The organism is Streptomyces sp. NPDC002680 (genome assembly GCF_042889145.1).
Classification (GTDB): domain Bacteria; phylum Actinomycetota; class Actinomycetes; order Streptomycetales; family Streptomycetaceae; genus Streptomyces; species Streptomyces adonidis.
Genome location: NZ_JBIAQP010000009.1, coordinates 190,607 through 203,002 on the forward strand (window position 1 = coordinate 190,607; position 12,396 = coordinate 203,002).

Here is a 12,396-nt window from a genome sequence, read left to right on the forward strand (position 1 = left end):
GTGCCCAGGTCAGGACGACCGCCCACCGAACTGCCAGTTGTGCACCTCGACGTCGGCGTACCGGTCCGGGGTCAGGAGGACGGCGCGTGCCGTCTCCGGGTCCGGGGCGCGGAGCAGCGCCGCCGTGCCCAGCCAGGTCGCGCCGTCGTCGGAGAGCAGGGGCCCGTACGCGATCAGGTCGTCCCGGTCGGCCGGTGGGGTGAGGTCGGCGGGCTCGCCTGTGCCGAGGCCGAGTACGAAGTACCGGTTGCCCTCGGTCGGGCCGCCCGGGAACTCCCACATCGTGCGGCCCAGTACGTTGCGCCACCGGCGCAGCAGCACATCCCGGTAGACGCCTGCCTGGTAGCCCGGCTCGTCGAAGGCGAACGCGCGGGCGGTGGCGGGGTCGGGCAGGTCGAGGATGTGGACGCTGCCGGTGGGGGTCTCGCCGTCGTCGGCGAGGGTCGGGCCCCGGGCGATCATCTCCTTCGCGTACTGGTCCATGTAGGACCAGTGGTCCTCCAGCAGCTCGTCGCGCAGGGCCAGGGAGTCGGGACGGTCGCGGTGGTAGCAGAGGAACTCCATGCGCAGAGGATCTCTCCAAGGGGAGACGCGGTCGAGCGGGTTTCACTGTCGGTCAGGCATGGGCCTTGACTTCACAAGACCCAAGCAGGACATTCCCGCCCCATGAACCCAGAATCGGACTCCGCAAGACATACCCAACTCCCCTCCAGACGAGGCGTGTTGGCAGGCACCGCCGCCGTGGCGGGTGTTGCGGTCGGGGTCGGTGCGACGGCCGCCCGCGCCGCCGCCCCGCCCCTCCTCGGGACGTACGACGTCGTCGTGATCGGCGCCGGTGCCGCCGGGATGACCGCCGCGCTGACCGCCGCCAAACAGGGGCTGACCTGTGTCGTCGTCGAGAAAGCGCCGACCTTCGGCGGGTCCGCCGCCCGTTCCGGTGCCGGGATCTGGATACCGAACAACTCCGTGATCCTCGCCGCCGGTGTGCCGGACACCCCCGCCAAGGCCGCCGCCTACCTCGCGGCGGTCGTCGGACCGGAGATCCCGGCCGCCCGCCAACAGGCCTTCCTCGCCCACGGACCCGCCATGCTCTCCTTCGTCATGGCGAACAGCCCCCTCCGCTTCCGCTGGATGGAGGGATACAGCGACTACTACCCGGAGTTGCCGGGCGGGCTGCCCAACGGCCGTTCCATCGAGCCCGATCAGCTCGACGGGAACGTCCTCGGCGCCGAACTCGCCCACCTCAACCCGCCCTACCTCGCCGTCCCGTCCGGCATGGTCGTCTTCAGCGCCGACTACAAGTGGCTGGCCCTGTCGGCCGTGAGCGTGAAGGGCGCGGCTGTGGCGGTGGAGTGCCTGGCGCGCGGTACGAGGGCCGCGCTGCGCGGGGAGACCCCGCTCACCATGGGCCAGGCCCTCGCGGGCGGACTGCGTGCGGGGCTGGCCTCGGCAGGCGTGCCCGTCTGGCTCAACACCCCCCTCACCGACCTCTACTCCGAGGCCGGGACCGTCACCGGCGCCGTCGTCACCCGCAACGGCACCCCCGGTCTCCTCCGCGCCCGGCGAGGCGTGATCGTCGGCTCGGGCGGCTTCGAGCACAACGCGGCGATGCGCAACCAGTACCAGCAGCAGCCCATCGGTACGGAGTGGACCGTCGGCGCGAAGGAGAACACGGGCGACGGCATCCGCGCGGGGGAACGGGCGGGCGGTTCCCTCGCCCTGATGGACGACGCCTGGTGGGGCCCGGCGATCCCGCTCCCCGGCGAGCCGTACTTCTGCCTCGCCGAACGCACCCTCCCCGGCGGCCTGTTGGTCAACGCGGCCGGCTCCCGCTTCGTCAACGAGGCCGGTCCCTACAGCGACGTCGTCCACACCATGTACGAGCGCAACCCCACCGACCCCGACATCCCGGCCTGGCTGATCGTCGACCAGAACTACCGCAACCGCTACCTCTTCAAGGACATCGCGCCGACCTTCGTACTCCCGGCGGACTGGTACAACTCCGGTGCCGCGTACAAGGCGTGGACGGTCGATGCCCTGGCCACTGCCATCGGCGTCCCGGCCGCCGCCCTCCGCACCACCGTCAGCCGCTTCAACTCCCTTGCCCTGAACGGCGATGACACCGACTTCGGGCGCGGCGACAGCGCGTACGACCACTACTACACGGACCCGGCCGTTCTCCCGAACTCCTGTCTGGCCCCGCTGTGGCTGCCCCCGTACTACGTCTTCCGGATCGTCCCCGGCGACCTCGGAACGAAGGGCGGCCTGCGCACGGATGCCCGGGCACGGGTCCTGCGCGCCGACGGCACGGTGATCCCCGGCCTGTACGCCGCCGGAAACGCCAGCGCCGCCGTCATGGGCCACAGCTACGCGGGCGCGGGCTCTACGATCGGCCCGGCGATGACGTTCGGGTATGTGGCGGCACTGGCGGCGGCGGGGGTGCTGTGACCGTCGCTCCGCCGCCGTTATTTCTGTGCGTTCTGCATGAACATGCCCTAGGGTCGCGCTGATTGCCGGGGAGGCACGAAGTGCGAAGCAGGGGGATCACCGCGGTGGCTGTGGCGGCCGTGGTGGGAATGTCGCTCGTCGCGGGATGCGGGCAGCGGTACGGGGATCCGGAGCCGTACGGCAGCCTGGCGCAGACGCCGGAGAAGCTCGCGGCGAACGGTACGACCATCACGGTCGGCGACCCGACCGCCGAGGTGACCGTGCACCTGTACGAGGACATGCGCTGCCCGGTCTGCGAGGAGTTCGAGACGACCGGCGGCGGCCAGGAACTCCAGCAGGCCGTGCTGCGGCGCGAGGTGAAGGCCGAGTACACCCTGGCCTCCTTCCTCGACGACCGGCTCGGCGGCAGCGGCTCGAAGAAGGCGGCCAACGCGCTCCGGGCCGCCCTGGACGCCGACAGGTTCGCCGAGTACCACGAGGTGCTCTACGCCAACCAGCCCGAGGAGGAGGTCGACGGCTTCACCGACGCCCGCCTCCTCGAACTGGCCGAGCAGGTCGAGGGGTTGCGCACCCCGGCCTTCGAATCGGCGGTGAAGACGATGAAGTACCGCTCCTTCGTGACCGCCGCTGAGCACGCGTACGAGATCGCTGGTACGGAGGTCGGGAAGGGCCCGGGCACGCCCACCGCCGTGATCAACGACATCCGGGTCCCGGAGGAGATCAACGGGGTCCTGTTCGACCCGAAGCTCTTCGCCGAGTTGCTGGAACTGATCCGGGACAGACCGGGGGAGTGGGAGGCCTACGAGGACTACCAGCGGCTCCCGGACCCCGAGGACTACGGCTTCTGACCCGACCCCCGGTGTTCACGGCCTGCGGGCCATCAGGAACGCATGCGGGGACGACTCCCCGGCCTCCTCGTTCGCCTCCCGCACGGTCTGCGAGGTGAGGGCGAAGCCGGCCGCCGTCAGCAGCGCGGCGATCCGGTCGGGCCGGCGGCGCTGGAAGTCCATGGACACGGGGCGCCCGAAGGGCTGGTCGTGGTGCTTGGGCTCGTCCCCGACCTGGAAGCCGAGCAGCAGCTGCCCGCCCGGCGCCAGCACGCGCCGGAACTCGGCGAAGAGGGCGGGCAGGCGATCGATCGGGGTGTGGATGGTCGAGTACCAGGACACGAGCCCGCCGAGCACCTCGTCCGCGAGATCCAGCTCCAGCATCGAACCCTGCTCGAACCGCAGTCCCGGATGCTCCCGCCGGGCCACCGTGAGCATCGACTCCGACAGGTCAAGACCGAACACCGACAGCCCGAGCGAGTCGAGGAACGCGGTGACCCACCCGGGCCCGCACCCGAGATCGGCGACCTGTCCGCCACCGCCCCCTGAACCCCGTACGAACTCGGCGTACGCGGCGAGCACGGCCCGCTCCAGCGGCTGGGCGGCGAGTCCGGAACGGAAGCGGGAGAAGTAGTCCTCGGCGATGGCGTCGTAGAAGACGCGGGTAGCGGCGACGAAATCGGTGTCAGTGGCCATGGGCGGGAGGTTAGCGGGACCCACTGACAATGCGGCCGGGGGAAGGACGGGCCCCGGAAAGGGCAGGAGCTCCGATGCCGGATGGCTCGGAGCTCCTTGGGTACTGCACACGTTCCGGATCAGAGTAACTGGCTCAGATGAGCCGGGGACTCAGGTGAGCCGAAGACCTACAGGGGGGTGACGTTCTCCGCCTGCGGGCCCTTCGGACCCTGCGTGACGTCGAAGGAAACCGCCTGGTTCTCTTCGAGGGAGCGGAATCCGCTCGCGTTGATCGCGGAGTAGTGGACGAAGACGTCCGGGCCGCCGCCTTCCTGGGCAATGAAACCAAAGCCCTTTTCGGCGTTGAACCACTTCACGGTTCCGGTAGCCATAAGCCCTCCTTGGGCCCAAAGGGTTGCCCTGCTCCAGAACCTGCAAGGTGTAAACAAAAACTTGTAAACAACTGCATTCATCTGAAAACGACGAGAGCCCGCGGTCACATGCTCCGCAGGCTCTGTACTGCAAGGGAAACCAAACTGCAACTTGCGGTGAGCTTAGCACTCGGGCAGGCGAAAGCAATAGAGGGCAAGATCACGTCACCCGGACGTTTGAGAGACGGCGCGCGGTCTTGACAACCATCCGGACAACCCCCAGGAGGGTGCACCGTACCCCACGCCCGTTAGCCTCGCGATGTGGACAATTCTCGCACCCGGCCGCGCGTCGGCCACATCCAGTTCCTGAACTGCCTGCCCCTCTACTGGGGGCTCGCGAGAACGGGCACGCTCCTCGACTTCGAGCTGACCAAGGACACCCCCGAGAAGCTCAGCGAGCGGCTGGTGCGCGGCGAGCTCGACATCGGGCCCATCACCCTCGTCGAGTTCCTCCGCAACGCCGACGACCTGGTCGCCTTCCCCGACATCGCCGTCGGCTGCGACGGCCCGGTGATGTCGTGCGTGATCGTCTCCCAGGTCCCGCTCGACCGCCTGGACGGCGCACGGGTGGCGCTCGGCTCGACCTCCCGTACGTCCGTACGCCTGGCGCAGCTGCTTCTGTCCGAGCGTTACGGCGTACAACCTGACTACTACACGTGTCCGCCCGATCTCAGCCTGATGATGCAGGAGGCGGACGCGGCGGTGCTGATCGGGGACGCGGCCCTGCGCGCCAACCTCCTCGACGGCCCGCGCTACGGCCTTCAGGTGCACGACCTGGGCGCGCTGTGGAAGGAGTGGACCGGCCTGCCGTTCGTCTTCGCGGTCTGGGCTGCGCGACGGGACTACCTCGACCGCGAACCGACCCTGACCAGGAAGGTCCACGAGGCGTTCCTCGCCTCCCGCGACCTCTCCCTGGAGGAGGTCGGCAAGGTCGCCGAACAGGCGGCCCGCTGGGAGGAGTTCGACGCGACGGTCCTGGAGCGCTACTTCACGACCCTCGACTTCCGCTTCGGCGGTCCGCAGCTGGCGGCCGTACAGGAGTTCGCCCGCCGGGTGGGCCCGACGACGGGCTTCCCGGCGGACGTGGAGGTGGAGTTGCTGGAGCCGTAGGCTGCTGGTCGCGCGGTTGCCGCGATGGCTGGGTGTTGTACGGGGGAGAGGTGGGCGTCATGCAGCCGCTGGACGTCGGCGAGTCGGCCGTGATCGGGCCCTACCGGCTGCTGGGGCGGCTCGGCGCGGGCGGGATGGGCCGGGTCTACCTGGGGCGCAGCGCGGGCGGCCGTACCGTCGCGGTCAAGATCGTGCACCCGCATTTCGCGCTCGACGAGGAGTTCCGGGCGCGGTTCCGGCGCGAGGTCGAGGCGGCGCGGCGGGTGGGCGGGGCGTGGACGGCACCCGTCCTGGAGGCGGACCCGGATGCCCCGGTGCCGTGGGTGGCGACGGCGTACGCGGCCGGCCCCTCGCTGACGGCGGCGGTCACGGAGGACGGCCCACTGCCGCTGGATTCCGCACGGGCGCTGGGGGCGGGCCTTGCGGAAGCGCTGACGGCCGTACACGCGCTGCACCTGGTCCACCGGGACGTGAAGCCGTCCAATGTCCTGCTGACCCTCGACGGCCCTCTATTGATCGACTTCGGCATCGCGCGGGCCACGGACGGTACGGCGTCGCTGACGTCGACGGGTGTGTCGGTGGGCTCGCCGGGCTACATGTCCCCGGAGCAGATCCTCGGCAAGCCGGTGGAGGGAGCGGCGGACGTCTTCTCTCTGGGCGCGGTACTGGCGTACGCGGCGACGGGCAGATCTCCCTTCCCTGGTGACTCTTCAGCAGCCCTGCTGTACAAGGTCGTGCACGAGGAGCCCGAACTCGACGGCTTGAGCGGGGAGTTGCGGGAGGTGGTGGAGGGGTGCCTGGCGAAGGACCCGTCCGTGCGACCGGCTCCCGGGGAGGTGGCTCGGCGGCTCGCTCCGGAAGGCGCGGCGCGGCTGGTGGCGGGTGGGTGGCTGCCGGGGGCGTTGGTGGAGCGGGTCAGCAGGGGGGCGGTGGCGTTGCTGAACCTGGAGGTTGCGGGGGCGGAGGCGTCGTCGGCGGAGGCGTCATCGGTCGAGGTGGGGGTGGGGGAGTTCGGGCCGGCGCCGGTGATGCCGGGGCCTCGGGACGCGGAGCCTGTGCCTGTGCCTGTGCCTGTGCCTGTGCCGTCCGACCGTACGCCTGGGAAGGTCTCCGTGAGTGTGGCGGCGACCTCGGGGCCGGTGGCCGACGGGCGTGGGCGGAGGTTGAGCTGCACGGTGGCCCTCGCGGTGGCGGGCGCGTTGGCGGCGGTGACGGTGGGTTCGGTGTTCGTCTTCGACCTGCTGCCGGGCGGGGACAAGAAGGGGCACTCGGTGAGCGGCTCCGACTCGGCGGCGGGCAAGGACACCGGCGAGGACACCGGCGAGGACTCCGGTGAGGCCGAGAGCAGCCCGGCACCGAGCACGGTGCCGGATCCGGCGAGCGGCACGATGACGGTTCCCGCGTCCTACGTCGGTACCTGGGAGGGGCCGGCTGTCGCTCTCGACGGGGCGTTGCCGATGGGGACGTTCCGGGTGACGGTGCGGCGGGTGGCGGTGGGCGAGAAGCTGGGCACGTTCCGCCAGACCGACCAGATCGGGGGCATCTGCGACGACGAACTGATCCTCAAGGAGGTCACGAAGACCCGCCTGATCGTGACGTCGATCGCCGACGAGTCGAACAGGAATGTGTGTACGACGGGGTCGCATACGGTGCGACTCACTCCGGTGGGGGACGAGCTGAAGTACGAGACGGACAACCCGGAGGCGGGGGATCCGGTGGCTCGGATGTCGCGGGTGGAGTAGGGGGCCGGGCCTGTGGCTCGGGCCGGGTTTCTCTCGCCCCCGCCGCCCCTACCCGTCCCATCCTTCTGGGGGCTGCCGCCCCCAGACCCCCGCTCCGGCCCTGAACGGGCCTTGTCCTCAAACGCCGGACGGGCTGGGTGGGGGTGCGGGTGGGTGGGAGAGTCGCGCTGAACGCGCTCGTCCTCAAACGCCGGACGGGCTGAAATGTCCTGGTCGGTGCTGAAGTGCGGCGGGGCGGGTGGGCGGGGAAATGGGTGGGCTGAGTGTGGTTGTCCTCGAACGCCGGCCGGCGCTTGATCTTTTAGCCCGTCCGGCGTTTGAGGACGAGGCTGTTCAGGCCGATGCGGGGGTCTGGGGGCGGCAGCCCCCAGAAGGATGGGAACGGGTAGGGGCGGCGGGGGCGAGAACCCTTACCGCCCGCACCCCACCCACTCACCCAGGGATGACAACCGTACGAAGCTCCCCATCCCCCAGATGCAACATCCCCTTGCCCGGCGCGATCTGCCCACCCACCATGCTCCGGTTGATGCGCACCCCGATCAGATCCCCACTCGACGATTCCTGCGGGGAGAGCAGAATCCCCCGCCGCCCCTTCTTCGCGTCGACCTGCCAGCCACTGAACCCACTGCAGACATCCTCCTCGTCACCGGCGATGACCAGCCCGAGCCCCCGCTCTGCCCCCCTCGACACGATCTTCTTCATCTGGCTCGCCGCATCGCAGTCCTCCAGGATCTCCCCGTCGTCGATGAGAACCACGATCGGCTCCTCCAGCGACGCCTGGTCGATGATCTCCTCGAAGTCGTCCTCGTCGATGTCGTCACCGGTGTACAGCTTCAACACCCCTTCCGTGCCGTCCAGTTGACGGAGCGGCGACTGGCGCGGGGCGGCGATGACCAGACGTACACCCTGCGACAGATACGACTGCGCGAAGTTCATCAGCACCGTCGAGCGGCCCGATTTCGCAGGCCCCGCGATGACGAACGTCGGTACACCCGTCGCGAGATCGGGCCCGAAGCCCGTGATGTCGTCGCCGCCGATGCCGACCAGGCCCCAGAGGCGCGAGCCTGACGTCTCCGGGTCGCGCATGCCCCACGCGTCCGCGAACGAGATCCGGGACGGGAGGCTGTCGACGCGGAACGGGCGCCGGGAGCGCGGGACTTGGGCGTCCCGGGCCGCAGCCGCCTCGCCGATCGCGGTGATCGCCGCCGCCTGGCCCTGGCCCGTCGTGTCCTCCGACAGCAGCGCGAACTGGGTCTCGATGCCTGACTCGTTCTTGTAGCCACGGCCCGGCGGAATCTCCTCCGGGACCTTCCGGTGCGGGATACCGAGCGTCGAGAAGTCGCTGCGGTCGGCGAGCCGCAGCCCGTACTTGTCCTCGGTGAGCGTCGCGATCCGGCCGACGAGCAGCGTGCGGTCACCGGTCAGGATCAGATGGATACCGACGCTCGCGCCCTCACGCATCATCGTCGTCAACTCGTCGGTCAGCGACCCGTGGTCGACCTCGCCGAGGGTGGGCACCCAGCCCTCCCACCGGTCCAGCAGCACGACGATGTGCGGCAGCCGCTCCTGCTCCGCCGACGCGGCCCGCTGCTCACCGATGTCCGCGAACCCCTTCTCCGCCAACAGGTCCTGGCGGCGCGCCATTTCCCCCTTCAGCCGGTTGACCAGCCGAATCACACGCTCGGTCTGGTTACGGCTGACCACGGCACCGCAGTGCGGCAGCCGGCTCAGCGCGTTGAGCGCGCCATTGCCGCAGTCGATGCCGTACAGGTGGACATCGGCCGTGGAGTGGGTGCGGGCCAGGGAGGCCGCGATCGTACGGAGGATCTGCGAGCGGCCGCTGCGCGGGGCGCCGCCGATCATCAGATGGCCGAAGGTGGAGAAGTCGACGACGACCGGGCGGCGCGCCTGGGCGGCCGGCAGGTCCTCGATGCCGTACGGGACGGGCGCGAGCTTGCCCGTGCCGTGGTCGGCGAAGGCGGGGACCTCGATCTCGTCGAGCAGCAGCGTCTCGGAGAGCGCGGGCAGCCAGGGGCTGTGCTGGGGCGGGATACCGAGCGACCGGTTGGCGTCGCGTACGGCGTCGACGAGCACCTTGAGGTCGGTGATCTCCTCTTCCTCACGCGCCTCGACCTTGGGCTTCTTCAGCGCGGCCCGCCCCAGATCCTCCCAGGCCAGCGCCCCCGACCAGGGCATGAGCACCGCCGGGTCGGCCGCTCCGGGCCGGCGTCCGCCGACGCGTCCGGACTGGAAGGGGACGAGGGAGGCGTGGCCGAGTCGGACGTACGCGCGACCGGGCGTGTTCTTGGAGATGTGTCCGGCTTCGGGCGAGTCGATGACGTCCGACGACTCACCACCATCGGTCACCCGCAGGGCGATACGGAGGTTGGTGTTCGCGCGGATTTCCGGGGACACGACACCCGACGGCCGCTGGGTGGCCAGCAGCAGGTGAATGCCGAGGGAACGGCCTCGCTGGGCGATGTTCACCAGCCCCGTGACGAAGTCGGGCAGGTCACGCACCATCGACGCGAACTCGTCGATGACGATGAGGAGTCGGGGGACGGGCGCGTGGGAGGGGTCCCTGCGCACCAGGTCCTGGTAGTCCTCGATGTCCTTGGCGTCGGCGGCGGCCAGGATGTGCTCGCGGCGGTGCAGCTCGGCGCCCAGCGATTCGAGGGCACGCTCGACGAGGTGGGCGTCGAGGTCGGTCACCATGCCGACGGTGTGCGGGAGATGCACACAGTCCTTGAAGGCGGCGCCACCCTTGTAGTCCACGAGCACGAACGTCATGTTCTCGGGGGTGTTGGCGACGGCCAGCGCGGCCACGATGGTCTGCAGCAGCTCCGACTTGCCCGAACCGGTCGTACCGGCGATGAGTCCGTGCGGCCCGTCCTTGCGGATGTCGATGCCGAAGGGGCCGTCGTACGACTCCCCGATGACCGCCATCGTCGACTGCCCGCCCATCCGCCAGCGCGCGGAGATCGCGTCGGGCGTCGGCGGCTCCAGCTGGAGCACGTCGAGCAGCCGGCTGGAGCCGGGCAGCGCCGAGTCCTCGGTCTCGCCGCTGATGTCACGGAGGGCGGACAGGGAACGGGCCAGGCGCAGACACCAGGCGGCGGAGACGAAGTCGGGCCGTACGTCGGCCAGTCGCTCCGCGCTCTCCTCCTCGACGCGCAGCCGCAGCTTGTCGGTCCGGGCCCGCTGATCGGTCTCGCTGCCGGTGTTGTGCCAGGCCTGGAAGGACGGGAATCCGCCCGCGACCTGCGGCTGAGCCTGGGCCTGGGGGTTGTACGCCTGATCAGCGTGCTCCTCGGGCTTGGGCTCGGCCACGACGAAGGCCTGGCACTCACCGGGCAGGAACCTCTCCTCGGCGTCGAGGCAGAGGGCGTACATCGCCACGTCCGGACCCTCGCGCAGCAGCTTGACAACGCCCGGCAGCGACCGCAGCCGCCGCGAACCGTCCCAGACGACGACGATGTCCGGGTCGCTGAACGACGCGCGCTGCCCCTTGTTCTGCTCCAGGGCCTTCTTGCGTGCGTCGAGGATCTGCGTCAGCTCGCCGATGCGCGCGCCGACGGTCTCCGCGTCCGTCCCTATGAGGACGTTGACGTCTTGCCCGCCGGACGGCCTGGTGTGCGGCAGCCAGCGGACCCAGTCCCAGCTCTCCTGCGCGGTGCTCTCGCTCAGCACATAGAACTGGACGTCCATCGGGCTTTGGAGGGCGGCGGTCTGGGCGATGGCCCACCGCCCGAGAGCGCGCGCCGAATCCCCAGGGCCCGCCATACCAATGACACCCAGCGACCGCAGCGACAGCGCGACCGGCGCGTCCTCGATCTTCCAGGTCACCTGACGCCGGTGCTCGTCCTGCTCCGGGTCGTCGAGCACGACCTCGGACGGCATCTGCCCGGTGCCGACCCGCAGCAGCAGATGGTCGCGGTCCGTGCGCCGACGCTCCCACAGCCGCGTACGGGGTCCGGTGCCGAGGGAGAGGACGGTGGCGGGGTCGGGAATGGCGTGCCGCCGATCCTGCCTTTCGGCCACCAAGGCGTCCTGGGCGTCCTTCTCGATCCGCTCCTTCTGCTCCTTGTACTCCTTGACCTGCTTGGCATGGGACTTGCGCCCGTGCTTCTTGTCCATGAAGTAGTTGGCGAAGAGCATGATCGGGCTGAGGCCCGCCATGATCAGGTAGTACCAGCGCCCGAAGATGGCCACGGCCACGATCGCGCCCACGAGCGGTGTGAGCGCCATCAGCCAGGGCAGCGGCCGGGCCTCGAAGTCGCGCGGCGGCGACGGCAGCCGGAACTTGGTCTGCCGGTCGGGGGCGCGCAGACGGGGCGGCCGGTTGTAGTCGAGCCCGACGCCGTCCTCGGACCACTTGAGGGCGGCGTTGGGCGGGGTGTAGCGGGCGAGTTCGACGAGGGAGTTCCCGATGGAGATCTGCCCGCCGAGGGGCCAGGCGTCCCCCTCGACGTCGGCGATCGCCTTGCCGTCGAGAGTGACGCTCTCCTTGTCCCCGTGGACGGCGACTTGGCAGGTGCCGTCGGTTGCAACTGACAACGTGAGGGCGCGGGCGTCGACTTCGGGATCGTCGATCCTGATGTACGCGGCGGGCCCGCTGCCGATGTCGTACCGCCCGACCCCGAGCCGGTGCACGAACCCGGCGACGGGCCCGCCGACGACCCGCAGTTCGACGAGCCCGGTCGGTTCCCCGGGCAGACACCCGGCCGGATCCTGAAGGCTGACGACGGCACCTTCGCGCAGCGGCGACCCGACGACATTGGAGCTCGGATCGACGGCGTACCCATCGACATACACAAGGGGGGAGTTGTTGGCGGGCACCTGTCCGTGATGCCCGAGCGGAATGATCTGGGCACCGCTGTGGCCGACCTGTTTGGCCAGTTCCTGTGCGATGTCCCCGACGGTGGACTCGGGATCCGCGTCGAGCACGACGTCGGCGGTGCCCCCGCCGAACGGATCGACGACGGTCAGAGTCAGGCGCACGGTTGTCCTCCCCAACGGCCCCCGTGGCCGCTTCCGCATCGCCGGCCACCGTAGGGAGTGACGATATCCGCTCGGTATGACAGAAGGGCAACGGGTGGGGACCGGGCTCTTCCCTATGGTGAATTGGTGACGGAACGGTGTTGAACAATCTTGTTCCAGAAC

General features: G+C 70.0%; 8 protein-coding genes. 4 read left to right on the forward strand and 4 right to left on the reverse strand.

Annotation, left to right across the window (positions count from 1 at the left end; translation table 11 throughout):
- Positions 1–9: 9 nt before the first annotated feature.
- Positions 10–564, reverse strand: coding sequence for a YciI family protein (locus ACFYXF_RS24395; protein ID WP_389352289.1), 555 nt, complete (start codon positions 562–564; stop codon positions 10–12).
- Positions 565–666: 102 nt separating this feature from the next.
- Between ACFYXF_RS24395 and kstD the strand changes: the two genes are divergently transcribed.
- Together kstD and ACFYXF_RS24405 are read left to right on the forward strand one after the other, a co-directional pair.
- On the forward strand, positions 667–2,448 hold the full coding sequence (kstD, locus tag ACFYXF_RS24400; protein WP_389352291.1) for a 3-oxosteroid 1-dehydrogenase: 1,782 nt from the start codon (positions 667–669) through the stop codon (positions 2,446–2,448).
- A gap of 128 nt (positions 2,449–2,576) precedes the next feature.
- Complete coding sequence (locus ACFYXF_RS24405; RefSeq protein ID WP_389352671.1) at positions 2,577–3,296, forward strand: DsbA family protein; 720 nt, start codon at positions 2,577–2,579, stop codon at positions 3,294–3,296.
- A 15-nt stretch (positions 3,297–3,311) separates the two neighbouring features.
- Here the strand turns inward: ACFYXF_RS24405 and ACFYXF_RS24410 are convergent, their stop codons facing one another.
- Together ACFYXF_RS24410 and ACFYXF_RS24415 are read right to left on the reverse strand one after the other, a co-directional pair.
- Positions 3,312–3,971 carry a class I SAM-dependent methyltransferase gene (locus ACFYXF_RS24410; RefSeq protein WP_389352293.1) on the reverse strand — a complete coding sequence of 220 codons (660 nt, stop codon included), beginning with the start codon at positions 3,969–3,971 and terminating at the stop codon, positions 3,312–3,314.
- A gap of 167 nt (positions 3,972–4,138) precedes the next feature.
- Positions 4,139–4,342 carry a cold-shock protein gene (locus tag ACFYXF_RS24415; protein WP_148009945.1) on the reverse strand — a complete coding sequence of 68 codons (204 nt, stop codon included), beginning with the start codon at positions 4,340–4,342 and terminating at the stop codon, positions 4,139–4,141.
- A 300-nt stretch (positions 4,343–4,642) separates the two neighbouring features.
- Here ACFYXF_RS24415 and ACFYXF_RS24420 point away from each other — a divergent pair, with 300 nt between their 5' ends.
- Together ACFYXF_RS24420 and ACFYXF_RS24425 are read left to right on the forward strand one after the other, a co-directional pair.
- Positions 4,643–5,491: a menaquinone biosynthetic enzyme MqnA/MqnD family protein gene (locus tag ACFYXF_RS24420; RefSeq protein ID WP_389352295.1), complete on the forward strand. Its 849-nt coding sequence runs from the start codon at positions 4,643–4,645 to the stop codon at positions 5,489–5,491.
- 59 nt (positions 5,492–5,550) lie between these two features.
- Entirely contained in the window at positions 5,551–7,233 is a 1,683-nt protein-coding gene (locus ACFYXF_RS24425) for a serine/threonine-protein kinase (protein ID WP_389352297.1), read from the forward strand.
- Between the two features lie 432 nt (positions 7,234–7,665).
- Here the strand turns inward: ACFYXF_RS24425 and ACFYXF_RS24430 are convergent, their stop codons facing one another.
- Positions 7,666–12,234 carry an FtsK/SpoIIIE domain-containing protein gene (locus ACFYXF_RS24430; protein WP_389352299.1) on the reverse strand — a complete coding sequence of 1,523 codons (4,569 nt, stop codon included), beginning with the start codon at positions 12,232–12,234 and terminating at the stop codon, positions 7,666–7,668.
- Between the last annotated feature and the right edge of the window lie 162 nt (positions 12,235–12,396).